The sequence below is a fragment of the Sulfurimonas sp. genome (assembly GCF_041583195.1).
In the GTDB taxonomy this organism is placed as follows: domain Bacteria; phylum Campylobacterota; class Campylobacteria; order Campylobacterales; family Sulfurimonadaceae; genus Sulfurimonas.
Genome location: NZ_JBFHGL010000009.1, coordinates 22,856 through 48,063 on the forward strand (window position 1 = coordinate 22,856; position 25,208 = coordinate 48,063).

Consider the following 25,208-nt stretch of genomic DNA (forward strand, 5'->3'; position numbering starts at 1 on the left):
AAAGGCTGTTTATGAATGATCTAAAAAAGCTAGCCAAAGAGGCTCAAGCTTTTAGTGTTTTATTTGCTGAAGACAACACTAAACTCAGAAATAATGTTGCCAAACTTTTAAATAAATTTTTCTCCAACGTCGATATTGCAGAGAACGGTAAAACTGCATTAGAACTTTTTAAAAAAAACTCATACGATATTGTTATAACTGATATTATCATGCCTGAAATGAATGGTATGGAGCTTGCCAAATATATAAAAGACCTTAACACCCATGCAAAAGTAATCATCATGTCTGCTTTTGATGACAGAGAATACCTTATGAACTCAATCGAACTTAAAGTATTCAGATTTTTAAAAAAGCCAGTAGGCATATATGAGTTTGCAGATGTTATTAATGATGCCATTACAGAGCTAAAAGAAGAACAAAATGCCAATGTTTTCAATACAAATTTAAAAAATGTATTTAACTACCAATCATCTATAGTTTTAATGTTAAAAGATTTTAAACCTATTATGGCAAATCAAATGTTTTTAGACTTTTTTGGTGTTGACGACCTTGAAAATTTTTTTCAAAAGCACAAGGACTTGGGCAACGTATTTTTAAAACATGATGGATTTTTATATCAAACTGAAGATAAAAACTGGTTTGATGAGATTCGTGAAAATACAAAAGAGATGCATAATGTTAAACTTTTTGACAAAAACAAGAAATTTAAACACTTTATACTAAAATATACGGAGATTCCAGATCAGGAATCATATGGGATTTTATCTTTTGATGATGTGACAGACTTAAAACTATTAGACCTATATGATGCTTCTCAAATAGACAATCAAGAAAATTTAGAAAATGAAAAAGCTATGTTTGATCTTTTAAACATCTTACATAGAAACTATGCCACAGTAGAAGTCCATAACTACTATAAAGGCTTAAGCATAACCAACGATGGTACGATAACTGAAATAAACGATAAGAAAATAACATTAAAAACAAAATTCAGTCAAATAAGAGCTATCCAGTATGAAAAAAAAACAATTCTTGTCTCTGACTCATTACCATATGCCATAGAAGCCAAAAGTGTAGAAAGAATCAGTTATGATAAACAAGAAGTTGTCCTTAGTGATTTAAAATTCATTCAAACATCTGCAGTTGATAGAAAAACTGTAAGAATAGTTCCAGATGAGAAGCAATCAATTTCACTATTTCTGGGAGAAAACAAATTTCATACCGATATAACTATAGACGACATATCTTTAGAAGCTATAAAACTCAGTATGTACACTATTCCTGCAGGACTTGAAGAGGGTGATGAAGTTTGGCTGAATATTGTCTTGGAATTTGATAAAAAACCGTTTATTATAAATACCTCTGCAAAACTACTGCATAAAGATGCACGAAAAAATGACTATCACCTTATCTTTGCATTTGAAGATCTAAATAAAAGTGAATTGACTAAATACATAACAAAAAGACAAATGGCAATAATCAGAGAATTTAAGGGGATTAAAGATGAATGACAATAAAGAAAAAATATTATATGATGATGGTACACATAAATGTGTGATGTTTAGTTTTGATGATGAAGAGCTTGGGGATTCTTTCTTATCTGTAAATCAATATTTGATTATTCAAAAAGATTCTGCAGTGTTAGTAGATCCTGGAAGTGAAGCTATATTTGACGAGCTGTATGATGCAGTAAGCAGATATATAGATGTGCAGAAAATTAAATTTGTTTTCCTCTCACACCAAGATCCTGATGTATCAGGTTCAATAACTCAGTGGGCTATGAGCACAAAAGCAAAATTTGTGTTATCAAGCTTATGGGTTAGATTTATGAGCCATTACGGCTTTTTGGAAATGACCAGAATCATACCGCTTAATGATAAAGGAGCAAAACTAAACTTCGGAGCAGATTATTTGGAGTTTGTTCCTGCTCATTTTCTACATTCGCCTGGTAACTTTTCACTTTATGACTCAAGATCTAAAATTTTATTCTCAGGTGATATAGGAGCAGCAATAGTAACTTCTATGGGTGAGTATAAAAAAGTTGAAGATTTTGATTCACATGTAAAATATTTGGAAGCGTTTCATAAAAGGTATATGGGTTCAAATAAACTTTGTCGTGCATGGGTAAACAGAGTCAAAGCTCTTGAACTCTCAAAAATTGCACCGCAACATGGATTTGTATTTGAAGATGAAAACTCTGAAAAATTTTTAGACTGGCTTGAAAACCTTGAATGTGGAAGTGATCTGATAGATGATCTTTTCTAAACAAAAAAGTAAAACATGAATATTTTTGATACGAAAGAGTTACAAAAAAGTGTAATTTTATATATATCATTAGCAATGCTGACTCTTTTGCTATCAAGCATATTCACTATAAGTTTTGCACACAAACAATATATAGAAGAAAAAGAGAAAGAATATAAAAACAAGATCGATGTTAATATACAAGATGCTATCAATTATATTATAAAGCACTACTACTATAGGGTTAGAAGTTTATCTGAAACGGCAAATATCAGAAGTTACATTTTAAATAATGATAGAGATGGTTTATATAAAGTCTTGTACCCTATGTTTAAACTTATGCAGGAAGAGAACTCATACCTAAAAATCATGCATGTTCATTTAGCAGATGGCAGATCATTTTTAAGGGTACATAAACCGGATGACTATGGTGACAATATAGCACAAACAAGAGCTATGATAAGAAATATTCATAAAAGCCATAAAACTACAACAGGTTATGAAACAGGCAGACATGATAGTGTATACAGAATCATAAGTCCCATTTTTGATACAAACGGAACTTATATAGGGGCAATAGAAATTGGTATTGAACCGACCTTTTTAATTGAAGCTATAAAAAATATCAGTGATTCTTTTGGAGTACTTTTCATTAAAGAAGATGAGCTTAAAATTTTTTCATCTTCAGATGAAAATGAGAAGTTTAAAAAACTATATAATCAATTCAAACCGATAGACTTCAATGATCATAAACACTACGATATAGATGGTCAAGACTACATGACACACTTTATAATTTTAAAAAACTTTTCCGATGAAGACAGTGTAAAGATCATTACATTTCAAAAAAAAGATAATATTTTTTCATCTTTTTTTTATACCTATTATTTAAGATACTTACTTATTTTAAGTCTATTTTTTGTCATTGTTTTTATGGTAATTAAACAAGTCAGAAAGTATCAAGAAAGTGTTGAAGATATTTACAATCAGCAAGTTGATGAATTAACTAAGAGTAAAACTAACCTCCAAGATTTGTTTGATACTACACCTGATATTTTGATAACAATAAACTCTAAAACAATAAAGAATGCAAACAAAGCTATGCTGGAGTTTTTCGGTTATAACACACTTGAAGACTTTCTAAGTGAGCATAATTGTATATGTGATTATTTTGAAGAAGTTTATGAGTGTCTTGAAGAGAGTGTACATGGGCTGAAGTGGTTTGAATATATAAAACAAAATAACCATAAAGTACATAAAGTATCGATGACAAAAAACGGAAAAAAGTATTTTTTTGATATAAAATCTAAAAAACTATCTTACGATACAGACAATACACACTTGGTAGTATTTACAGATATAACAGAAATAGAGCTCTCAAGAGAAAGATATATATTTGCATTAAATGCTACTAATGATGGTTTATGGGACTTAAACCTAGTAAATAATGAACTATATTTATCAAACAACTGGAAAAAACAACTTGGATATAATCCTGATGAACTAGAAAGTTCACAAGAAGTCTGGAAAGAACTTCTACATCCTGATGATAAAGATAAAGTAATAAATAATTTTCAAAGTAATATAAAAGGGCAAACTGATACTTATGAATGTGTATACAGACTAAAACATAAAGACGGACACTGGGTATGGATTTTAGACAGAGGGAAAACTTTGTTCGATCACAATGAAATAGCGATTCGTGCTATAGGTACACATACAGATATTACAAAAGTGAAACAATTAGAAAAAGATTTAAAGGGTCAAAAATACATATTTGAACTTTTTATGGATCATATCCCTGCCTATGTAGTTATAAAAGATATAGATCAAGAGTATGTATATGCAAACTTACTAAGCAAACATTTTTTTGATAATGAAAACCATCAAATTGAAGGGGGAGAGAACTTTTTTGATGAAGAAACTATAAATAAAATTAAATCTATGGATGATATAGCTTATGAAAAAGGCAAGTGTGAAGATATTCTTAAAATTCCTAAAGCAAATATTGACAGATATTATAGAGTAATTAAGTTCTCTATAAAAAATAATGAATCCAAAAAGCGTATAGCAACAATAGCTTTTGATATTACGGAAGATTACAATAACAAACTGGAACTTAAAGAACAGCAAAATATTATGATCTCACAGTCACGTCAAGCTGCTTTAGGAGAGATGATCAGCATGATAGCCCACCAGTGGAGACAGCCAATCAGCATTATCTCTATGGAAGCGAGTAATATGCTTGCAGATATTGAATTTGACAACCTAAACAATATATTATCAAAAGAGTATGCAAACAATATCATGTACCAAACTCAAGAACTCTCACATACTATAGATGATTTTAGAAACTTTTTTAAGCCTGTAAAAATACGTGAAAAAGTGAAACTGGAAAACATATTTTTTAATGTAATGAAGATCATTGGAAAGTCTTTGGAAAACAATAGTATTAACGTAGTAATGGAGATTGACAACACTATAGAGTTATATACTTATTCAAGAGAGCTCATGCAGGTTATTATAAACCTAATTAAAAATGCTAAAGACTCTCTTGTTGAACACAATAAAGAAAATCCAACGATAAAAATTTTAACAAAAAAAGAAAAAAATATTATCACAATAAGTATATGCGATAACGGTTCAGGAATAGATGAAAAAAATAAAGAGAAGATCTTTGAACCCTATTTTAGTACAAAAGATCAAAAAGATGCAACAGGACTTGGACTTTACATGAGTAAAACAATTATTGAAAGACATCTAAATGGAAAAATATCTGCAAATAATACTGAAAAAGGTATATGTTTTTGCATAATAATTCCTGATGACCTAGACTAATTTTTTATCTTACCTACCCTTTTAGCACTTAGCAAAAATACTATACCGAGCGATACTATAAAAGCTGTCACATATAACGAAGCATTGTAATTTCCGTACATTTCAAATAAAGCTACACTATATAGTGGTGCACCAACCTGTCCAATACCATATGCTGCCGTCATAGCACCCATAAACATAACTGGATTTCCACCTGCTAAAGTTCCTCCGTAATGCATAAAAAGAGCGACGTGAGCTATAAAAGTACTTCCGTATAATGCACCACTTAGAAGATTCATATATATATCATTTGTAAAAGTTGGAATAAGTATACCTATAACCTGAAGAACAAAAGTCACTATAATAATATCTACACTGTTATACTTATGAGCAAGCCACATCCAAAAAATTGCCGATGGTATACCAGCAATTCCTACTATTAACCAGCCTAAACTACCTGAACCTTCAAGTCCATCTAATGAATTTATAATATCAGGGAAAAAAGTAGCCTGAACTACAAAACCAACACCTGCAGTAAAATAAGCTAGTATCAAAAAGATCACATACGGTGTAAACATAGATTTTGAAACTTTATGTTTTGGAGCCTCCTTTTTCAATTCTTTATCAAAAGAGAGAATATAAATTACATAAAAAGAAAGTATAAAAGCAAGTACACTCAATACCATCCACGCACCACTCCATGTAGAGCTTTTAAGTACATACTGACTTATTAACTCTGTTGAAGTAATCGCTATACCTATACCTGTGAAATGTATACCCATTGCTTTTGTTTTATCTTCGTAGTTGATTTTAACCATAACTATAGCACCGCCAACAATTAGTACCATAGCCGAACCAAACCCTGCGATAATACGTGATATAAACCAAAGTATCTCATTCGTAGTTGTAGCCAATACGAGAGTGGTTAATACACTTAAAATCATACCTATTCTAAAAAACCTTACTTTAACGTTTATATCTTTCATAAATATACTAAAAACTGCACCGCTTAAATAACCTGCATAATTAACAGATGCAAAAAGTCCGGCATTTGTAACACTTAAAAAATCTTCTAACATAGGTGGCAGAAGCGTAGTGAATGCAAATCTTGCCACACCGACCCCTACTACTATGCTGAGTATTCCGGCAAGTAATATATTAAAGTTTTTATTTCTGTCAAACATTTAGATAGGCTTTATTTAGAAGTTCTATGAATTTTTCTTTTTCTTCTTCACTAAAAGTACTTGAAAGCTTTTCATTTTGCTGCGTTGAAAGCGGTGCTATCTTTTGAACTAACTGCTTAGAGCTATGTGTTGCAAAAAGCTTTACAGAGCGTCTATCATTCTCATCAGAGTCTCTTAAAAGATACCCTCTCTCTACTAGTTTATCTATCATTCTGGTCAGATTACCTTGATCTTTATAAGTTGAATCAGATAACTCTTTTTGAGTAATACCGTTTTTTTCAACAACCCTGAAAAGTACAGTCCACTGTTCTGGAGATACACCGTACGGTTTTATTAGTTTGTTAAAACTGTTTTTATTTGCTATTGAGAGCCTATTTATCAAATACCCAAACGAGCTGTCCATATCAAACTTCATGTATATCCTTCTAAAAAACTAAACAGCATTATACTTGTTAAAACAATTATTGTCAACACAACTATTTAGCTTTTAATTTTTATAGATTTTTAACAACAAATCTGCTATAATCGCGTTTATTAAACATCAGCAAAAGGATACCACCCATGAACATTCGTAAAAAAGCCCTTACATTTGAAGACGTACTTTTAATCCCTAAGTATTCAGAAGTTTTACCAAAAGAAGTTAATCTTGAAACAAAATTGACTAAAAACATTACACTTAAAATCCCTATGGTTTCTGCTGCTATGGATACGGTAACTGAATACCGTGCTGCTATAGCTATGGCTAGACTTGGCGGAATCGGGATTATCCACAAAAACATGGATATAGAATCTCAATGTAAACAAGTTAAAAAAGTTAAAAAGAGCGAGAGTGGAATTATTATTGATCCTATTTACGTAAACCCTGATGCAACTTTAGCTGATGCAGATGCATTAATGGGTGAATACAAGATCTCAGGTGTACCTGTTGTTGATGGTCATAATAAACTTTTGGGTATTCTTACAAACCGTGATATGAGATTTGAGAAAGATATGCGTAAAGTAGTATCTGAAGTTATGACGCCAATGCCACTTGTAACTGCAGATGCAGGTATTAGTTTAGATGATGCAGCTGACGTTATGCATCAACATAAAATCGAAAAACTTCCTATTATAGATGAAAACGGTTTCTTAAAAGGTCTTATTACTATTAAAGATATCAAAAAACGTATAGCTTATCCAAACTCAAACAAAGATGATTTTGGTCGTTTAGTTGTTGGTGCAGCTATAGGTGTTGGTCAAATGGACAGAGCTAAAGCTCTTGTTGATGCTGGTGCAGACGTATTGGTTTTAGACTCGGCACATGGTCATTCTAAAGGTATTATAGATACTGTAAAACAGATCAAAAAAGAGTTAGCAGTTGATGTAATTGCAGGTAACGTAGCAACTGGTGAAGCTGTTGAAGCTTTAGCTGCAGCTGGAGCTGATGGTGTTAAAGTTGGTATAGGACCTGGTTCTATCTGTACTACACGTATCGTTGCAGGTGTTGGTGTGCCTCAGATCTCTGCAATAGATGAATGTGCTCAAATGGGTCGTAAACTTGGTGTGCCTATTATCGCTGATGGTGGTATCAAATATTCAGGTGACTTAGCAAAAGCTTTAGCAGTTGGTGCTAGCTGTATTATGGCAGGAAGCTTACTAGCAGGTACTGAAGAATCTCCTGGTGAAACTGTAATGTATCAAGGTCGCCAGTACAAATCATACCGTGGTATGGGAAGTATCGGTGCTATGCAAAAAGGATCAAACGATCGTTATTTCCAAGAGGGTACTGCAGCTGATAAACTTGTTCCAGAAGGTATTGAAGGACGTGTACCTTTCCGTGGTGCAATTGCAGGAATCGTTCATCAAATGATGGGTGGTCTTCGTGCATCTATGGGTTACTGTGGAAGTAAAGATATTGAGACTTTCTGGGATAAAGCAGAGTTTGTTGAGATCACAAGTGCAGGTCTTAAAGAGTCTCACGTTCATGACGTTCAAATAACTGCTGAAGCACCGAACTACCACGTTTAACATGTCTGATGTGAAATATGCCGGATTTTGGGTTAGATTTTTAGCGTCACTTATTGACACTATAGTTCTAGCTCTTCCATTAGCCGTAATTATTTACTTTTTAAGTGATGGAAACTGGTTTGATTTTTCACAATATCAGCAAAACATGCAAGCCGCACTAGCGGGAAATGCACACAAAGCCTTAACAAATTCTCCACAGATGTCTATGAAATGGGAACTTCTTTTTGAGGTGGCTATTTTAGTAATTACTATAGTTTTTTGGAGAAGATGGCGTGGTGCTACTCCAGGTAAGAAATATCTAAACATTAAAATTGTAGATGCTAAAACACACAAAGACATCGACAATAAACAAGCGATCACTCGATCGATCGGTTACATAATATCAACACTTCCTTTTTTAATCGGATTTTTAATGGTTGCGTTTCGCAAGGATAAACGCGCTTTACATGACCTTCTTGCCGATACAGTTGTAATACAAGAATAAGGTTTACACTTTTGTGATAGAATTCCGTTAAATAAATTTTTATTATAATTAAGGAACCATAATGGACTTACAAACATCGGCACTACACGCAGGTTATGAGAAGGATTCACAAGGAACAATGGCAGTTCCAATTTATCAAACTACGGCCTATGAATTTCGTGATGTAGAACATGCTGCTAATCTTTTTGCTCTTAAAGAGCTTGGAAATATTTATACTCGTTTAAACAATCCTACGACAGATGTTTTTGAGAAGCGTTTTACTGAATTAGAAGGCGGTGAAGCTGCACTTGCAACTTCAAGCGGTATGAGTGCTATATTTTTTGCAATAGCAAATGCTGCTGAAGCTGGTGATAACATAGTATGTGCAAAACAACTTTATGGTGGAAGCTTAACTCAAACAGCTCATACTCTAAAACGCTTTGGAATTGAAGCTAGATTCTTTGATGTACATAACCCAAGTGCTATAGAAGAGTTAGTAGATGATAAAACAAAAGTTATCTTTTTTGAATCTTTAACAAATCCTAGTATAGATGTAGCAGATATAGACGCTATAGTATCTATAGCAAATAAGTATAATATATTAACTGTAGTTGATAACACTGTTGCAACTCCTGTTTTATGCCGTCCACTTGAACGCGGTGTTGATATAACTGTTCACAGTGCATCAAAATACACAACAGGTCAAGGTCTTGCGATCGGCGGAATCATGGTTGAGAGAAAAGGACTTATTGAGAAGTTAAAAGGAAATGCTCGTTATGCACACTTCAATGAGCCAGATGCATCTTACCACGGTTTAGTTTATACTGATGTACCTCTTCCACCTTTTACGCTTCGTGCACGTTTAAGCCTTCTTCGTGATTTAGGTGCCGTTGTTTCACCGTTTAACTCTTGGTTATTTATCCAAGGTATAGAGCACCTTGCTCTTCGTATGCGTGAACACTCTAAAAATGCACTTGAACTGGCTACATTTTTAGAAGCACATCCAAAAGTAAAAAAAGTAAATTACCCTGGTCTAAAAAGCAATTCTAACTATGCAAATGCACAAAAATATTTTGAGGAAGGTCAATGTTCAGGACTTCTAAGTTTTGAGGTTGAAGATATGGATACAGCTGAAAAAATTGTAAACGCTACTGAGCTTTACTCTTTAGTTGTAAATATTGGTGATTCTAAATCAATCATAACTCACCCTGCTTCAACAACACATCAACAACTCTCTCAAGAAGAATTAGATGCTTGTGGTGTTCCTGCAGGACTTATTCGTATATCTTGTGGACTGGAGAGTTCAAAAGATCTAATTGAGGATATGAAACAAGCTTTAGAGGCTTAATATATTTATATTAAGCCATTTTCGCTAGAATAATAAAAAATATTTTTCAAAAAGCATAAAATTTGGACTTAAACCTACAAACAAATACTGAACATTTTACAAATCCGCTTTACTTAGAGAGTGGACGTATTTTAGAGCCTTACGATATAACTTATGAGACTTACGGCGAGTTGAATGAGGACAAAAGTAATGTTATTGTGGTTTGTCATGCACTGACAGGTTCTCACCATGCAGCAGGTTTTTACGAAGAAGAAAGAAAGCCAGGCTGGTGGGATGGACTTATCGGAAGTGGAAAAACTATAGATACAGACAAATATTTCGTAATTTGTACAAATGTTATAGGAAGCTGTTTTGGCTCAACCGGTCCAATGAGTCCTAAACACCCTTATCATGAACCGTATCGTTATAAATTTCCGGTTGTAACCATAAAAGATATGGTAAAAGCTCAACGTATACTTTTTGATCGTTTAGATATTCATAGAGTAGAAGCTATTATCGGTGGAAGTATGGGTGGTATGCAGGCACTTCAGTTTGCTATTCACTATCCGAATTTTGCGAAAAAAATCATAGCACTTGCTACAACTTACGCTACTCAGCCTTGGGCTATTGCATTTAACAAAGTAGCCAGTGAATCAATTTTAAAAGATCCTGATTTTAAACAAGGTTATTATGATCCTGAAGTTATAAAAGAAAATGGTCTAAGCGGTATGGCAGTTGGGCGTATGGCTGGACATATTAGCTTTTTATCTCACGAGTCTATGGATGAAAAATTTGGTCGTGAATATAAGAGAACTGATGGTTTATACGAGCTTTTCGGTAAGTTTCAGGTTGAGTCATACTTAGAGTACAACGGTTATAACTTTACTAAATGGTTTGATCCGTTAGCTTATCTGTACATTACAAAAGCTATCAATATCTATGATCTATCTCGTGGATTTGACTCATTAAGTGAAGCGTTGCAAAAAATCACTGCCGAGCTTTGTCTGATCAGCTTTAGTAACGATTTACTATTTAAAAGTGATGAGATGAAACATATTGATGACGTTTTAACGCAAAATGGACAAAACAACCACAAATATATTGAGATACCTAGTGATTACGGACACGATGCATTTTTAGTTGAACTTGATAAGTTTCAACACTATATAAAGGATATGTTAGATGGCTGAAGAAACAACAAACTTTGAGAGTAAACTTGAAAGTGCCAAAAAAACTCTGGAAATTCTTATGAACCCTGAGATAACTTTGCAAGATAGTGTTAAAGCATATGAAAAAGGTATAAAGGAGCTTCAAGACGCCCAAAAAATACTTGAAGACGCACAGATCAAAATAACAGAGATTAAGAACTCTTAATGAAGGCCGCAGTACTACAACTGAGCTCACAAGGGATGAGTAGTACAAAACTTTATAACTACATCCGTATTGCAAATAAAAATGGGATCAAACTGCTCCTTTTAGGGGAGTATATACTAAACCCTTTTTTCAAAGAGCTTGAATCAATGAGCCTTAGCATGATAAAAGAACAGGAAGATTTCCAAGTCAAGATGCTTAAAGAGCTTTCAAAAACATATGCTATTACTATAGTAGCACCGATGGTTATTGTAAAAAAAGACAAAATCTATAAATGCGTTGTAAAATTTGCACCTAATTCAACATCCTACTACCAACAACAACTTCTGATCAACTATCCGCACTGGAATGAAAAAAAATATTTTTCTAATGAAACAAAAGAGTTAAACTCACCTCTAGTGTTTACTATAGATGGTTTTAAATTTGCAGTTATGAATGGTTTTGAAGTACATTTTGACGAGATGTTCGAAAAGTTAAAAGATAAAAATATAGACTGTCTTTTACTGCCAAGCGTTTCAACTTTTGATTCGTATGAACGTTGGAAAGCTCTTATACTCTCGCGTGCATTTACTCATAACATATATATTTTAAGAGCAAATAGAATCGGAGAGTATGACGAAAAAGATCATACATGGAACTTTTACGGTGATTCACTTCTGGCATCTCCCGATGGTGAACTTTTGGAGCATTTAGGGAACAAAGAGGAGTTGATGATAGTTGATATGAGTCACTCTGAAGTAGTTCAAGCAAAAAGAGTTTGGGGCTTTAAAGATAACATTTCCAAACTTTAAAATTTTTAGATGTCGTATTATAACTTTTTATGATATAATCACATTTTTATCACAAAAGGGTTTATCATGATGCAATACTTTCATCGCCAGGTTCAACTGTGGGGAGAAGAGACACAATTAAAGCTTTTAAATAAAAAAATTGCCATAATCGGCTCAGGTGGACTTGGTAGTTCACTTGCATATGCACTTGGTGCCAGCGGCATCGGTGAGATCCATATGATTGATTTTGATGAAGTAAGCATACATAACGTTCATCGTCAAATTGCATTTAAAGTCAAAGATGAAGGTAAAAATAAAGCAGAGATAAATGCCAAGATAATCGAACAAAGATGTCCATACGTAAAAGCATTCTCTCACAACTGTGATTTTAAAGCTTGGGCAGAAAAAAATATTGAAGTTGATCTTATAATAGATGCAACTGACAACCTTCCTACACGTGCGGATATAAACACTTATGCAAAAAAGAAGAACTTACCATGGGTTTACGGCAGTGTTGAAGCTTTTCACGGTCAGGTTTGTTTTATAGAAGAATCATCATTTAGCGATGCCTTTAAAATAACAAATAAAACTCCTGCAGGGATAGCGGCCCCTATAGTTATGCATATTGCATCTCTTCAGGCAAACTTGGCACTTAGATATTTAGCCGGGCTTAGTGTTAAAAAAGATATGCTTTATTATCTACTTTTCAATGATGAAGGGGAATTGGTAACCCAAAAATTTGGATTACCTAAAAGTTAATTTAGAGTTTAGAAATATAGTTACTTATAATATTTATATCTACAGAATTTAGATCTTTTACCTGAACCCGCATCATACCTTTCATATCTCCCCCATATGTTCCGTTTTGATAACCTTCTATTGCATTTGTTAACTTCTCAACACTCCACCCTTTTATAACCTGACTCTTTCCTAAAGCTTTTTGAGAAGCATCTTCACCGTGGCAAGACGTACATTTTGAAAACAGACTTTTTCCTGAAACAATTCTAACGGGAGCTATTGTACTTTTAATGCCTGTTGGTTCTTTCTCCTGTGTTTTAACACTCTCTTTTTCAGGCATTTTTTTAGTTTGCTCTTCAGCATTACATCCAACCAATAAAAAAGCTATTGATACAGCAATTAAAATCTTCATCTAAAATCCTTTCTTATTTAACATAATCATTATCTTATCACTATCAAACTTTAAATTAAATGTCCATCTGACAAGTAGTATTAAAAACCATAAATATACAAGTGGAAATATGATCGTAGTTACGACAAACATTGTTATAAGTTTAATGACTTTTTTTGAAAAAACTTCCATCTTACGTTCAAACTTTTCCCAATAACCATTTAGTTCCTCTTTGTCTTTTTGGATCTCTTCAAGATCATTTTTATAACTGCTTATAAACTTTGTGGAATTTGCATAATTTTCTGCATATAAGTTGTTATAAAAAGCTTCATTAACATAAACGAAAGTTACCGCACCAAAGCGTAAAACAAGAAGCAGTACAACAATTTTTAAAGAGAGAATAAAGGCGAATGAGTTGTGAATCTTTTTTACCCATATAAGCAAGAAAGTTATAACAAGACCAATTATTAAAACAGTTTTTAAAAAAAGTGTTTTTCCTAGTAACAACAGAAGATGCTGAATACCTATAGATACAGATGAAGCAAGCATTATCCAAGAAAATCTCTCTACCATATCGTTTAAAGGATCAAGTATCTCTCCAAGTCCGACAGTAGCACCGACAAAAAAACTCACATTTATTTCAGAGCTTTGAATAACAGATATAACTGCGTTTAAACCCTTAGCTAGAGCAAATGAATAAACAGCCCGATCGAAGCTTTGATAGTATAGTTCCATCGCACTTTTATCTACTTCGAAAAACAGCGCAAACAAGGCTATAAGAACAAGTACAATACTCAAGAATATTTTCATTAAACTCACCCTTATTAATTTTGGATATAATTGCATCAATTTAAACACAAGTAAATTAAGATGAACTTTGAACCATATCCATTTGAAAAATTAAACAATTTATTGTTAAACATTATACCAAATAAAAATTATGAGCCTAGTATTTTAACTATCGGTGAACCTCAATTTGAAACGCCTCAGTTTATACAGGATTCATTGTCAAACAATACAAGTTTATTAAAAAAATATCCAAAGACAAGCGGTGAAGCTGATCTTAGAGATGCTCAAATCGAATTTGTAAAAACACGTTTTGGCGTTGAACTTAAAGATGAACAAATAATCCCTACTTTTGGAACACGTGAAGTACTTTTTAACTTTCCACAGTTTTTACTTTTTGATATAAAAGAGCCTACTATGGCTTTTACAAATCCGTTTTATCAGATCTATGAAGGTGCGGCTATTGCTTCACGTGCAAACATAATTCACATAAATCTAAATGAGCAAAACAATTTTAAAGCTGAGATAGACGAAGATGTATTGGCTAAGTGCGATCTGGTTATTATAAACTTTCCAAACAATCCTACAAGCTCTGTTTTAACATTAGATGAACTAGCTCAGTGGGTTAAGATGGCACTAAAACACAACTTTATACTTTTAAATGATGAGTGTTATTCTGAAATCTATACAGGTGAGAAAATTCCTTCATTACTTGAAGCTTCTGTTCATGCAGGTAATCCAGAGTTTAAAAATACACTTGTAATCAACTCTATCTCAAAACGCTCATCTGCACCGGGGCTTAGAAACGGTTTCATTGCAGGTGATGAAGAGATCTTAAAAGAGTATATGAAATACCGTACATACATAGGTTGTGCAGCACCTCTACCACTTCAAAGTGCGGCAGCTGAAGCTTGGAGAGATGAAGAGCATGTAGCTCAGGCAAGAGAGGTATATAAAAACAATTTTAAATTGGCTAAAGAGATCTTAGATATTGATATGCCAGAAGCTACATTTTATATATGGCTGAAAGTTGACGATGCTATAGAGTTTACTAAGAAGTTATATGAAAAATACAATGTTAAAGTTCTTCCAGGTGAATACCTTGCCCGTACAGACGTAAACGGTGAAAATCCTGGTATTGGTTATGTACGTATAGCTTTGGTTGAAAATGAAGAAAAAACAAAAGATGCACTAAATAGAATTAAGGAATGTATAAATGGCTAATCCCGATAAAAAAGTTGAAGAGTTAAAAGAAAAAATCTTAAGTGCTCAAAAAAACGGGGATATAGCTTCACTTTATATTCTAGAACATGATGCAAACGAACTTTTAGCAGAAGAAGTTCTTCATGGTTATTATCAAAATATTTTAGATCTTGCTTTAGAGAGACTTACCCAAACACTTGAAGCTCACGTGAGAATGGATATGCAGGAGGTGCAAGACTTTGCAACTGTTCGCGCACTTTATGAATATGCAGTTGAGAACTATAGTGCAGGCTCTGCCAAAGATGCTGCAGCACTTTTTGAAGTTCTAGCAGGTCTTACAAACGATCAAAAATTCTCAGATGCACTTAAAATGCACTGGGCAGCGGCAGGTGAAGGAATTTCACTGGAAAACTTTATAGATAAAATTGCCGATGTTAATGCTACTCAAGCGGCCGGAACTTTTTATATAAGTGCTTTTACAAATGAGGCACAGAAGTTGCTAGATAAGTCTCAAACAACAGAGGACGACGAATGAAAATACACTTTATTGGAATAGGCGGTATTGGAATTTCTGGTCTGGCGCAATATATGCGTTTTCAAGGTCATGAAGTAAGTGGATCTGATATAAGTGATACAAAAATAACTAAAAAATTACGCTCACTTGGAATAGAAGTTACTGTTCCTCACTCTGCAGATGCGATTAAAGACCAAGACTTGGTTATCCACTCTGCAATAATTCGTCCTGATAATCCAGAGATTATAGCTGCCAATAAAAAAGGCATTAAAGTTCTAGCACGTCGCGAAGCATTAAAAGATATACTAGCTGATAGAAAAGTATACTCTGTAGCAGGTGCTCACGGGAAAAGTACTACTACGGCAATTTTAGCTTCTATTATGTGTGGTTCATCTATCATCGGTGCTGAATCAAAATCATTCGGATCAAATGTTCGTTATGAAGAAGATAACAATGTCATGATCTTTGAAGCTGATGAGAGTGACGGAAGCTTTTTAAACTCAAATCCTTACTGTTCAATAGTTATAAACGCAGAACCTGAACACATGGAATATTATGACTATAACTATGACAGATTTTATGATTCATATAAAACATTTATAAAATCAGCAAAATGTCGTGTATTAAATGCAGAAGATCCTTTTTTAAGTTCACTTGTACATGAGATAGATGCTGCATGGTTATACCCGAGTAAAGATATAACAAATATAGAATATGTTTTAAAAGATGATGAACCACATACTCGTTTTACTCTTAAAAATCTAGGAACTTTTGAAGTTTGGGGCTTTGGAAAACATATAGCGCTAGATGCATCGTTAGCTATTTTAGCTGCACACGAATCTATGGATATTGAAGAGATAAGAGAGAACCTTTTAAAATTTAAAGGGATCAAAAAACGTTTTGACATTGTTGGAAGTGAACTTAACAGTGTAATTATTGATGATTACGGTCATCATCCAACTGAGATCAAAGCGACATTCAACTCTGTAAAAGAGTATGCTATGCTTAAAGGTTTTAGTAAAATCACAGCTATTTGGCAACCACATAAATACTCTCGTACTATCGATAATTTAGAAGAGTTTACAAAATGTTTTGAAGGTGCAGATGAGCTTATTATCCTACCTGTTTGGTCAGCGGGTGAAGCTACACGCGATATAGACTTTATAAAAGAATTTTCAAAGTACAACCTTACAATGGCCGACAATATAAAACGTGCGAACAACAACATAACTATAGTTAAAGACAAAGAAGATTTAAAAACTCTAAATGACGGTCTAATAATAGGTTTTGGTGCAGGTGATATTACCTACCAAATTAGAGGTGCAGGTTAATTATAACCTTCTATATCCTCTAATAATTTGTCATTATCTAAATGACTTAACACCCTTGTATCAAAAGCTTCGAAACTTTCCCCTGCTTCTCTTAAACTTTGATACATACGCAAAATTTTTTTCACTTTATATTTAGCATCACTCAAAGGTACAGATTTATATATAACTCTTGCTTCTTTTGCTTCAAAAGAAGCTTTTCCACCTAAAAGTATATGCACACCATAACATGTTTCCCCATTTTCATCTTTGGCTTTACATCCTTCAAAACCAATATCTGCAATACCGTGAATTCCACATCCTTTTGGGCATGCAGACCAGTACATTCTTACCTTTGCGTCCTCTAGTGGTACCTCCTTATTTAAAAATTCTGCCATCTCTATAGCATCTGGTTTATTTGGAATTACACCAAAAGCACATGTTGCAGTACCTGCACAAGCCACCTGATTTACAAAGTAAGTATTCTGATAATTTGAATATTTTGCATATATATCACTTTGTTTTAAAGCATATATATACATATCGCTACAAACTATGTAAAAACTTTGCTCAACAGATAGTCGTATTTGAGCCCCCATAGGTTTTGAAAGTTCTGCAACTCTTATAAGATCAGATCCTGAGAAAATACCAGATGGAATACTAAATAAAAGTGCAGACTTATTATCTTTGAGTTTAGTAGCTCCACTTTGAGGAACTTTATGTTCGTTCTCTAATAATAATTCTCCTGAATTATCTAGTTTTGCTTTAGTTGTTTTAATTATTGCATCTCTAAATGCTTCCATTCCAACAGCCTCGATCAAAAAGTGCAGGCGGTTTTTGTTTCTGTTATCTCTAAAACCAAACTCTCTGAATAGATTTATTACAGATATATACACCTCTTTTACATCATCTACATTAACGAATAGACCACTATCTTCTGCCTGCATACCAACTCGACCACCAAGGTAAAAATTAAAACCTATTTTGTCATCTTTTTTAGCTAGTATAAAACAGCAATCATGTCCAAAAATATTACAGTCATTTGTTTTTGTACCAAGTATTGCGGTATTAAACTTACGAGGAAGTACACTATTCCATTCCTCTTTTTTCAAAAATATACTTTGCAGATCTTCTATAATTGGCATACATTCAATTATAGAATCTTCGCTTAGCCCATCAAAAGAAGATGTGACTATATTTCTAAAGTTATCAACCCCTGTTTGAAATGTTGTTATCCCTACAGAATCTAATTTAGTTAAAACAGTATATAGGTTCTCAAACTTTATGAATCTCAGTTCTATTTGCTGACGTGTAGTTATATCTATGTAATCTTCACCAAACTCTTTAGATATCTCACCTATCATTAGAGCTTGTTCAATATTTAGCTGACCAGCTGGAATACGAACACGTATCATAAACTTGCCATCACCCTTATCGAAGAGTCCAAAGCATTTTAAAAAGTACTTGCTATCTTCATCTTTTAGATTCTCATAACCAGACTCACAAATAGTTTTTAAATTCTTATAAATACTAGTAGGTGTTTTTAACTTTTTAATCTGCTCAATTTTATTTTCTTTTTTACTTCTAGCTTGATAAGCATCATGCAATTTTTGCATTTTCATTCTCCATCTTTATTTCATACTGAGGTAATACACTATGTAAATTAACTACATCACCAAAAACAATTATTCCAGGTCTTGGTGCATCTAATGCTGCTTTTGGTAAATCTTTTAGAGTAGTTATTACTCTACTCTGATTTGGTCTTGAAGCATTAGAAATAATAGCCGTAGGCATATTTTCATCTATTCCCTCTTTAAGTGCATATTCGACTATCTCATCTGCACGTGATAGTCCCATAAGAACTATAGTCGTGTGATTCTTTATCTTCAGCAGATCTATCCACTGAGTATTAATTCTGTTTCCAGCCAAATGAGCAGATACAATTGATAAGTTTGTTGCATATCCTCTTGCTGTTGGAGCAATACCAGCACTAAGAGGACCAGCAATAGCTGAAGATATACCAGGTATGACATCTACACGAATCTGCTCTTTTATCAAAGCCTGAGCTTCCTCTGCCCCACGACCAAATATATATGGATCACCTGCTTTTAATCTAGCTACAGTTAGACCTTTAGATGCATAATCTATAAGCATCTCATTTATCTTCTCTTGTTTGACACTGTGTGAACCCTTTTCTTTACCCACATTTATTTTCATCGTGTCTTTTGGGATTATCTCTTTTATCTCTTCGCTTATTAAGTGGTCAATAAATACAACATCAGCCTCTTGTATAGTTTTATATGCTTTAATAGTAAGCAGATCAACATCACCTGTACCGCAACCTACAAGTGTTACTTTTCCAAGCATTTTATTTGCTTTTTGTTTTGCTTTTTTTATATCTATTATCCCGCTATCACGCTCGTTTTTGAGTTCAGTGTTTAGATTCTCAAGCTCTTTTGGAAGAACTCTTTTTATCTTATCTCTTACAGACTTAGCAAGTGTCGGGCTTGCACCTGCTGATGATACTGCAACCTTTAATGCACCGTATTCTATAAGTGCTGCAAAGAAAAAATCACAAACTTCTGGGACATCTACACAGTTATATAAAAAATTCTTTTTGTGTTTATGTGCCAAAAGTCTATTCATTACATCTTTTGAACCAGTAGCATCAACTACGATACTATATGATTCAATATCTTCTATCTCAAAATATTTTTGAGTCTTTGAAACCTTAATATTTTCGAATTCTTTGATATATTCAGAAGATACACATGAAAACTTCACTGAGTTTCTCTGCATTACCTCTGCTTTTTGTAGTGCTACTTTTCCACCCCCAATTAAGATAATTTTTTGGTTTTTTAAAACGATTGGTAATGTAGTATACTTCATCATATATCCTTCAAATTAGATTCTTCCGCCAGCTTGAACACCCCAAGTAGTTCTCCATCTAGTCTTAACTAAAGAGATACCGCTAATAGCAACTATAACAACACCTGCAAATATCATAAATCCAACTGTATAACCATCAAATGCACCTTTACTCCAACCAAGAGTTTTGATAAGGGCTGTACCACCAAGACCACCTGCTGCACCAATAATACCAGTCATAATACCAATGTCCTTACCAAAACGTTGAGGAACAAGTTGGAAAACTGCACCGTTTGCCATACCTAAGTTAGCCATGATTAAAAACAGAACTAGTATAGCTACACCAAATGGAAGTGTTACAGAAGCATTTATTATTGCTAACACAGTTACAGTACCAAAGAAGATGTATAAAGATTTAACACCACCAAGTCTATCAGCAATCGCTCCACCAACCGGACGTAAAACAGCACCTGCAAATATACAAAGTGCTCCAAAGTAACCAGCTATAACTTTAACATTACTCTCATCTAAGATATCTATACCAAATGCACTCATATCTGCTTGGTAAGTATTCATAAGATACACTTTCATATATCCTGCAAAACCAACGAATCCACCAAAACTTACAGCATAGAAAAGATTAAACCACCAAGTATCTTTATCTTTAAGAAGTTTTCCGTAATCTTTAAGTTTTTTAGGATTAGCAGTATAAACCTCAGCAGGAGCATTTTTAGCCAAGAATGCATAAGCAATCAATACAACTATAGCCATAGCTGCACCAACACCAAAAACAGATTCCCATCCCCATAACTCAGCGATTTTAGGAGCAAATAAGAAGTCAATTACAACACCTATGTTACCAGCCCCTGCTATACCTAAAACAACACCTTGTAGTTTAGGCGGATACCATTGACCAGCTTGAGGCAGAGCTACAGCAAAAGAAGCACCGGCAAAACCAAGTCCAAGAGCAACTAAAAGTAGTGTATCGTATGTGATGCTATTACCTTGTAAATAAGCAGTTAAAAGAGCAATAATTACAACTGACTGAGCAAGCATCGCTGTAAGCTTAGCACCTAGTTTATCAACACCAAAACCAAGAAGTATTCTTAGAAGTGCACCTGAAAGTATAGGTAAAGATAGAAGTGTAGCTTTCTCACCTGCTGTCATAATATGTCCACCTAAAGCTAAAGCTTCAGATATTTCAGTACTTAATGGACCTAACATTGTCCAAACCATAAAACTCATATCAAAATATAAAAAAGCCATGAACAATGTCGGTGTATGTCCTTGCCCTTTCAGATCTTTTAATCCTGCCATCTTTTTTCCTTTTAACTTAATTTTACATTAAGTAGTTATTGATGTCAGTATTATAACATGTATTTGAGCACTATTTTGACATATTATTGTATAAATTATATACAATAACTTTAAAATTACATTAACTATGACTTTAAATAGCCTATATATAATAGTAGTATCATATTTATAATTGCCATGCTTACAAAACCAACTCTGTAAAATGTTGTAGGGCTTCTCTGCATATAAGATATATTTTTTGCAAAATACGGTTCAACCTTACTTGGATTGTTTAGTTCAAAGTTCATCTCTGAATAATGCATATAGCGCTGTTCTTTATCTATAGATATTGCGCGAAGTATTACACTGTCAAGCCAATCAGGAATATTTTTGTTATAAAAGCTAGGTTTTTTTGCATTTTTGAATATAGGAGATTGAAAAGGTTCTATCTCACCATATGGATATTTTCCGGTTAATGCATAATATAGTGTTACACCTATGGAAAATATTTCACTAGTCTCACTTATAGATTCGTTTTCAAACCTTTCAGGTGATAAAAAGCTAGGTGTACCTGCTCGTGAATTGTTTGAAAATATTTCTGTAATACTTCCAAAATCTATACTTTTATACTCAAGTGTACCATCTTCATTTTTTAATACAATCACATTTGCAGGTTTTATATCTCCATGAACCAAATCATATTTTAAAAGATACTGTGACATATCTATAAGCATATTGGCAAGCTTTATACTCTCTTCAATAGATAGTTTTTTATCTTTTAAATACGTAGAGAGATCATCACCTTTAAAAAGTTGCATAACATAGTATCTATGAGTTCTGTTTTTTGGAATCACAGCCTTAGGAAAAAAGTCAGCTTTTAAACGCTTTGCATTCCAAGCCTCTTTTACGAACAGATCCAGTACACCCTCATCATCAATACATTCACTTGGCGCATATTTTAATACATACTCTTTTGTCTTTTTTCTAACAAGCCAAGTCCTGTTGTTTTGAACTAGAGATCTTTTTAATTCATAACCATCAATTACATCACATTCTTTTAGTGTCTGGTATATTAAAAGATCTTGATGTTTTAGTATATCTATATCATCTGCTTCTAATATATCTAGTACAATTGCAGTAGTATCGTCAGGTAGATCATTCTCAACTAATTTAGATGCTTTTTTAACAAGTGTATGTGCTCCAAGATTTATAGATGATTCTAATGCCTCATTATCCAATACATTATAAAGACCATCACTACAAAGTAATATCTTGTCACTTTTTTGCAGAGTATTTTCAAAATAATATGGTTCTACACTCTGTGATATACCTATGGCTTGAGTAAGTACATTTTCATATCCCTTTTCATTCATAGAATGGTCTTCTGATAGTTGGGTTAGTTTATTATCTCTTTGCAAATATACCCTGCTGTCTCCAACATTAGCTCCATATATGCGATTTCCTTCAATAGCAACTATTGTCAGAGTTGTAACAAGTTCACTGGATTCATAATTAATCTGTGATTCTTTATATAATATATCATTTATAGATTTTATAAAAGTCAGTATACTTTTCTCAATAGTCCATGACTTTGGACGTATCTTAAAATTATTCATCATATAGTTTGTTACACGCTTAGCCGCTGCAGCACCTTCAGTTGCACTACCTACTCCATCACATACTATTGCTAAAGTTAGATTTCCAATAGTTTTAACATCGTAAAAATCATCACCAGTTAACTCTTTCCCTTTTGCTAATGAAAATCCAGTTTTTCTAATTTGTTCTTTAGCCATTAATAAACCTTGCACATGAAATATTTTCTTAATTTTACATTATATAGTATTTTTTAAGTCATAAATTGTATAAATTCTATACATATAGTACTTAATTTTACATAAACTTTGTGCTATACTTTTGAAGTTATAAAATTTTGGAGACTAAATGATTAAGTCAGTGTGTGGATATTGTGGTGTTGGTTGTGGTATAGAATACGATGAACAAAAACTGATTGGAGATGTAACATACCCTACAAATGAAGGAAAACTCTGTTCAAAAGGTATTTCAGAGCTTATAAGTTTAGACACACCTTCAAGGCTTCTACGTCCAAAATTAAGAGAGAGTATTGATGAAGAGTATCGTATATCAACATGGTATGAGACTATAAAAATCATAGCCGATAAAATAAAATCTACAGATAAAAATAAAATAGGCTTTTATCTCTCAGGTCAGCTTCTAACAGAAGATTACTATATTGCGAACAAACTCGGTAAAGGCTTTATAGGTACAAACAATGTAGACACAAACTCTCGTACATGTATGTCAAGTGCCGTAGTTGCATATAAAAAAGCTATAGGTGCTGATTTTGTACCTCTAAGAATGAATGATATATTCAAGTCTGACTTATTGATTCTTGCAGGTGCAAATACAGCTGAGGCTCATGTAGTTTTTCATAACCAGATAAAAAAAGCGAAAAAACAAGGTCTTAAAATAGTAGTAATTGACCCTCGCTATACTGAAACAGCAAAACTTGCTGATATTCACTTAAGTATAAAAGCAGGAAGCGATATTGATTTTTTTAACCTAGTATCTAAAAAACTAATAGATGAAGAACTATACAATAAAGAATATGTTGAAGAAAATGTAAATAACTTTGAACTTTTAAAAAATAAATTCAAGCGTGCTCCAGTTACGAAGATGCTAAAAAGAACGGGACTTTCGCAAGAGCAGTTTGATCAATTTTTTGATCTGTATATATCTAGTGAAAATATAATTACAGCTTGGACTATGGGGCTCAATCAATCTGTTCAAGGGGTTGATAAAAATTTAGCACTCTTAAACACGCACCTACTAACAGGAAAAATATTTAAAGAAGGAAATGGTCCACTTAGTCTTACAGGTCAGCCAAATGCCATGGGTGGCCGTGAAGTCGGTGGACTATCTACCATGCTTGCAGTGCATCTCGGCTTTGATAAAGAGAGTATTGAAAAAGTATCTAAGTTTTGGAAGACAGACAAGATAGACAACAAACCTGGTCTTACTGCTACACAGATGATGGAAGCAAAACTGGACGTACTTATAATCGCTCATACTGACCCTGTATATCATCTACCAAACAGAAACAAGGTAGAAGATTTTATAAGCAAGATACCGTTTGTAGTTGAGATAAATGCATATGAAAACTCCGAGAGTTCAAAATATGCACACGTAAGACTTCCTGCTGCACCTTGGGGTGAGAAAGAAGGTACTCAGACAAATCTTGATAGAACTATTACAAAACAAGAGAGGCTTACTCGTCGTTCGATTGACTGTAAACCTGATTGGGAGATATTTCAACTTATAGCACAAGAGCTTGGTTTCAACGATGCATTTAACTTTAAAAATCCTAAAGAGATATTTCAAGAATATCAAGAGATGACGAAATTAAATGATCATATGGATATACATAAACTTGACTATGATGACATCTCTTTTAAACCATTCATTTGGGGTGAAGATATAAAAACATATCTTACACCTGATAAAAAAGGAAATCTGTTTTATGTGGAAAACAAACTCCTGAGTGAAAAAACAAACTTGGAATATCCATATATACTTTTAACAGGTAGGACACGTGATCAGTGGCATACAGGTACAAAAACAAATCTTCCTACAACTCTTTTAAAGTTCAAAGAATTGAACTTCTGTGAGATGAACCCAAATGATGCTAAACAACTCGGACTTGAAGATGGCGATGAAATTCAAGTTAGTTCAAGACGTGGTAGTATAAAGACAAAGGTACTTATTACAGAGGATATTTTAGAGAAAAATATCTTTATACCAATAAGTAATAGGGACATAAACTATCTTACTAATGATCTTTTAGATAAAGATTCACTAGAGCCTGATTATAACCATTCTGCCGTAAAAATTGAAAAATTATAAA

At 33.3% G+C, this 25,208-nt stretch carries 22 protein-coding genes; 14 read left to right on the forward strand and 8 right to left on the reverse strand.

The annotated features are described in order from the left end of the window. The first annotated feature begins 11 nt into the window (after positions 1–11). Genes ABZA65_RS08880 through ABZA65_RS08890 form a run of 3 tightly spaced genes read left to right on the forward strand, consistent with a single transcriptional unit; the run spans position 12 to position 5,082 of the window. Positions 12–1,511 carry a response regulator transcription factor gene (locus ABZA65_RS08880; protein WP_373072784.1) on the forward strand — a complete coding sequence of 500 codons (1,500 nt, stop codon included), beginning with the start codon at positions 12–14 and terminating at the stop codon, positions 1,509–1,511. Continuing rightward, complete coding sequence (locus ABZA65_RS08885; RefSeq protein WP_373072786.1) at positions 1,504–2,265, forward strand: MBL fold metallo-hydrolase; 762 nt, start codon at positions 1,504–1,506, stop codon at positions 2,263–2,265. The genes ABZA65_RS08880 and ABZA65_RS08885 overlap by 8 nt, the downstream gene beginning before the upstream one ends. A gap of 15 nt (positions 2,266–2,280) precedes the next feature. Next, on the forward strand, positions 2,281–5,082 hold the full coding sequence (locus ABZA65_RS08890; protein WP_373072788.1) for a PAS domain-containing protein: 2,802 nt from the start codon (positions 2,281–2,283) through the stop codon (positions 5,080–5,082). Here the strand turns inward: ABZA65_RS08890 and ABZA65_RS08895 are convergent. Both ABZA65_RS08895 and ABZA65_RS08900 read right to left on the reverse strand, forming a co-directional pair. Then, positions 5,079–6,245: a YbfB/YjiJ family MFS transporter gene (locus ABZA65_RS08895; protein WP_373072790.1), complete on the reverse strand. Its 1,167-nt coding sequence runs from the start codon at positions 6,243–6,245 to the stop codon at positions 5,079–5,081. The two genes, ABZA65_RS08890 and ABZA65_RS08895, sit on opposite strands and share 4 nt — an antisense overlap. Continuing rightward, a complete protein-coding gene (locus ABZA65_RS08900; protein ID WP_373072792.1) occupies positions 6,238–6,660 on the reverse strand; it encodes a MarR family winged helix-turn-helix transcriptional regulator in 423 nt (140 codons plus the stop codon). Before ABZA65_RS08900 ends, ABZA65_RS08895 begins: the two co-directional genes overlap by 8 nt. 146 nt (positions 6,661–6,806) lie before the next feature. Here ABZA65_RS08900 and guaB point away from each other — a divergent pair, with 146 nt between their 5' ends. The 7 genes from guaB (at position 6,807) to ABZA65_RS08935 (ending at position 12,942) form a co-directional block, all read left to right on the forward strand. Continuing rightward, positions 6,807–8,252: an IMP dehydrogenase gene (gene guaB, locus ABZA65_RS08905; RefSeq protein ID WP_373072794.1), complete on the forward strand. Its 1,446-nt coding sequence runs from the start codon at positions 6,807–6,809 to the stop codon at positions 8,250–8,252. 1 nt (position 8,253) lies between these two features. After that, on the forward strand, positions 8,254–8,736 hold the full coding sequence (locus ABZA65_RS08910; protein ID WP_373072796.1) for an RDD family protein: 483 nt from the start codon (positions 8,254–8,256) through the stop codon (positions 8,734–8,736). 61 nt (positions 8,737–8,797) lie between these two features. After that, positions 8,798–10,063, forward strand: coding sequence for an O-acetylhomoserine aminocarboxypropyltransferase/cysteine synthase family protein (locus ABZA65_RS08915; RefSeq protein ID WP_373072798.1), 1,266 nt, complete (start codon positions 8,798–8,800; stop codon positions 10,061–10,063). A gap of 62 nt (positions 10,064–10,125) precedes the next feature. Next, positions 10,126–11,232, forward strand: coding sequence for a homoserine O-acetyltransferase (locus tag ABZA65_RS08920; protein ID WP_373072800.1), 1,107 nt, complete (start codon positions 10,126–10,128; stop codon positions 11,230–11,232). Next, positions 11,225–11,416 carry an exodeoxyribonuclease VII small subunit gene (xseB, locus tag ABZA65_RS08925; RefSeq protein WP_373072802.1) on the forward strand — a complete coding sequence of 64 codons (192 nt, stop codon included), beginning with the start codon at positions 11,225–11,227 and terminating at the stop codon, positions 11,414–11,416. Before ABZA65_RS08920 ends, xseB begins: the two co-directional genes overlap by 8 nt. After that, positions 11,416–12,204, forward strand: a complete 789-nt coding sequence (locus ABZA65_RS08930) for a carbon-nitrogen hydrolase family protein (protein ID WP_373072803.1) — start codon at positions 11,416–11,418, stop codon at positions 12,202–12,204. Before xseB ends, ABZA65_RS08930 begins: the two co-directional genes overlap by 1 nt. Before the next feature lie 66 nt (positions 12,205–12,270). Next, positions 12,271–12,942, forward strand: a complete 672-nt coding sequence (locus tag ABZA65_RS08935; protein ID WP_373072805.1) for a ThiF family adenylyltransferase — start codon at positions 12,271–12,273, stop codon at positions 12,940–12,942. A gap of 1 nt (position 12,943) precedes the next feature. On the opposite strand, the gene ABZA65_RS08940 is transcribed toward ABZA65_RS08935, so the two are convergent. Both ABZA65_RS08940 and ABZA65_RS08945 read right to left on the reverse strand, forming a co-directional pair. Next, positions 12,944–13,333 carry a cytochrome c gene (locus tag ABZA65_RS08940; protein ID WP_373072807.1) on the reverse strand — a complete coding sequence of 130 codons (390 nt, stop codon included), beginning with the start codon at positions 13,331–13,333 and terminating at the stop codon, positions 12,944–12,946. Continuing rightward, positions 13,334–14,122 (reverse strand): hypothetical protein, encoded by a 789-nt coding sequence (locus ABZA65_RS08945; protein ID WP_373072809.1) that lies wholly within the window; start codon positions 14,120–14,122, stop codon positions 13,334–13,336. Between the two features lie 60 nt (positions 14,123–14,182). Between ABZA65_RS08945 and ABZA65_RS08950 the strand changes: the two genes are divergently transcribed. The 3 genes from ABZA65_RS08950 to murC are packed head-to-tail and all read left to right on the forward strand — an operon-like array spanning position 14,183 to position 17,146. Then, positions 14,183–15,322, forward strand: coding sequence for a succinyldiaminopimelate transaminase (locus tag ABZA65_RS08950; RefSeq protein ID WP_373072811.1), 1,140 nt, complete (start codon positions 14,183–14,185; stop codon positions 15,320–15,322). Next, on the forward strand, positions 15,315–15,836 hold the full coding sequence (locus tag ABZA65_RS08955; RefSeq protein ID WP_373072813.1) for a hypothetical protein: 522 nt from the start codon (positions 15,315–15,317) through the stop codon (positions 15,834–15,836). Before ABZA65_RS08950 ends, ABZA65_RS08955 begins: the two co-directional genes overlap by 8 nt. Continuing rightward, positions 15,833–17,146 carry a UDP-N-acetylmuramate--L-alanine ligase gene (murC, locus tag ABZA65_RS08960; RefSeq protein WP_373072815.1) on the forward strand — a complete coding sequence of 438 codons (1,314 nt, stop codon included), beginning with the start codon at positions 15,833–15,835 and terminating at the stop codon, positions 17,144–17,146. Before ABZA65_RS08955 ends, murC begins: the two co-directional genes overlap by 4 nt. On the opposite strand, the gene ABZA65_RS08965 is transcribed toward murC, so the two are convergent. The 4 genes from ABZA65_RS08965 to ABZA65_RS08980 form a co-directional block, all read right to left on the reverse strand. After that, entirely contained in the window at positions 17,143–18,738 is a 1,596-nt protein-coding gene (locus tag ABZA65_RS08965) for a ferredoxin--nitrite reductase (protein WP_373072817.1), read from the reverse strand. The two genes, murC and ABZA65_RS08965, sit on opposite strands and share 4 nt — an antisense overlap. After that, complete coding sequence (cobA, locus tag ABZA65_RS08970; protein WP_373072819.1) at positions 18,722–20,011, reverse strand: uroporphyrinogen-III C-methyltransferase; 1,290 nt, start codon at positions 20,009–20,011, stop codon at positions 18,722–18,724. Before cobA ends, ABZA65_RS08965 begins: the two co-directional genes overlap by 17 nt. 15 nt (positions 20,012–20,026) lie before the next feature. After that, on the reverse strand, positions 20,027–21,307 hold the full coding sequence (locus ABZA65_RS08975; RefSeq protein ID WP_373072821.1) for a nitrate/nitrite transporter: 1,281 nt from the start codon (positions 21,305–21,307) through the stop codon (positions 20,027–20,029). Positions 21,308–21,432: 125 nt separating this feature from the next. Beyond that, complete coding sequence (locus ABZA65_RS08980; protein WP_373072823.1) at positions 21,433–23,079, reverse strand: protein phosphatase 2C domain-containing protein; 1,647 nt, start codon at positions 23,077–23,079, stop codon at positions 21,433–21,435. Positions 23,080–23,227: 148 nt separating this feature from the next. Between ABZA65_RS08980 and ABZA65_RS08985 the strand changes: the two genes are divergently transcribed. Beyond that, entirely contained in the window at positions 23,228–25,207 is a 1,980-nt protein-coding gene (locus ABZA65_RS08985; protein WP_373072825.1) for a molybdopterin oxidoreductase family protein, read from the forward strand. Position 25,208: the final 1 nt, after the last annotated feature.

Excerpts from the sequence above, each read along its gene's own strand:
- ABZA65_RS08935 (WP_373072805.1), top strand. The coding sequence starts at position 12,271 with ATGATGCAATACTTTCATCGCCAGGTTCAACTGTGGGGAGAAGAGACA.
- ABZA65_RS08965 (WP_373072817.1), bottom strand. The coding sequence starts at position 18,738 with ATGCAAAAATTGCATGATGCTTATCAAGCTAGAAGTAAAAAAGAAAAT.
- ABZA65_RS08985 (WP_373072825.1), top strand. The coding sequence starts at position 23,228 with ATGATTAAGTCAGTGTGTGGATATTGTGGTGTTGGTTGTGGTATAGAA.
- ABZA65_RS08900 (WP_373072792.1), bottom strand. The coding sequence starts at position 6,660 with ATGAAGTTTGATATGGACAGCTCGTTTGGGTATTTGATAAATAGGCTC.
- ABZA65_RS08980 (WP_373072823.1), bottom strand. The coding sequence starts at position 23,079 with ATGGCTAAAGAACAAATTAGAAAAACTGGATTTTCATTAGCAAAAGGG.
- ABZA65_RS08910 (WP_373072796.1), top strand. The coding sequence starts at position 8,254 with ATGTCTGATGTGAAATATGCCGGATTTTGGGTTAGATTTTTAGCGTCA.
- ABZA65_RS08880 (WP_373072784.1), top strand. The coding sequence starts at position 12 with ATGAATGATCTAAAAAAGCTAGCCAAAGAGGCTCAAGCTTTTAGTGTT.
- ABZA65_RS08975 (WP_373072821.1), bottom strand. The coding sequence starts at position 21,307 with ATGGCAGGATTAAAAGATCTGAAAGGGCAAGGACATACACCGACATTG.
- ABZA65_RS08955 (WP_373072813.1), top strand. The coding sequence starts at position 15,315 with ATGGCTAATCCCGATAAAAAAGTTGAAGAGTTAAAAGAAAAAATCTTA.
- ABZA65_RS08945 (WP_373072809.1), bottom strand. The coding sequence starts at position 14,122 with ATGAAAATATTCTTGAGTATTGTACTTGTTCTTATAGCCTTGTTTGCG.
- ABZA65_RS08890 (WP_373072788.1), top strand. The coding sequence starts at position 2,281 with ATGAATATTTTTGATACGAAAGAGTTACAAAAAAGTGTAATTTTATAT.
- xseB (WP_373072802.1), top strand. The coding sequence starts at position 11,225 with ATGGCTGAAGAAACAACAAACTTTGAGAGTAAACTTGAAAGTGCCAAA.
- ABZA65_RS08895 (WP_373072790.1), bottom strand. The coding sequence starts at position 6,245 with ATGTTTGACAGAAATAAAAACTTTAATATATTACTTGCCGGAATACTC.
- ABZA65_RS08930 (WP_373072803.1), top strand. The coding sequence starts at position 11,416 with ATGAAGGCCGCAGTACTACAACTGAGCTCACAAGGGATGAGTAGTACA.
- ABZA65_RS08885 (WP_373072786.1), top strand. The coding sequence starts at position 1,504 with ATGAATGACAATAAAGAAAAAATATTATATGATGATGGTACACATAAA.
- murC (WP_373072815.1), top strand. The coding sequence starts at position 15,833 with ATGAAAATACACTTTATTGGAATAGGCGGTATTGGAATTTCTGGTCTG.
- ABZA65_RS08940 (WP_373072807.1), bottom strand. The coding sequence starts at position 13,333 with ATGAAGATTTTAATTGCTGTATCAATAGCTTTTTTATTGGTTGGATGT.
- guaB (WP_373072794.1), top strand. The coding sequence starts at position 6,807 with ATGAACATTCGTAAAAAAGCCCTTACATTTGAAGACGTACTTTTAATC.
- cobA (WP_373072819.1), bottom strand. The coding sequence starts at position 20,011 with ATGAAGTATACTACATTACCAATCGTTTTAAAAAACCAAAAAATTATC.
- ABZA65_RS08915 (WP_373072798.1), top strand. The coding sequence starts at position 8,798 with ATGGACTTACAAACATCGGCACTACACGCAGGTTATGAGAAGGATTCA.
- ABZA65_RS08950 (WP_373072811.1), top strand. The coding sequence starts at position 14,183 with ATGAACTTTGAACCATATCCATTTGAAAAATTAAACAATTTATTGTTA.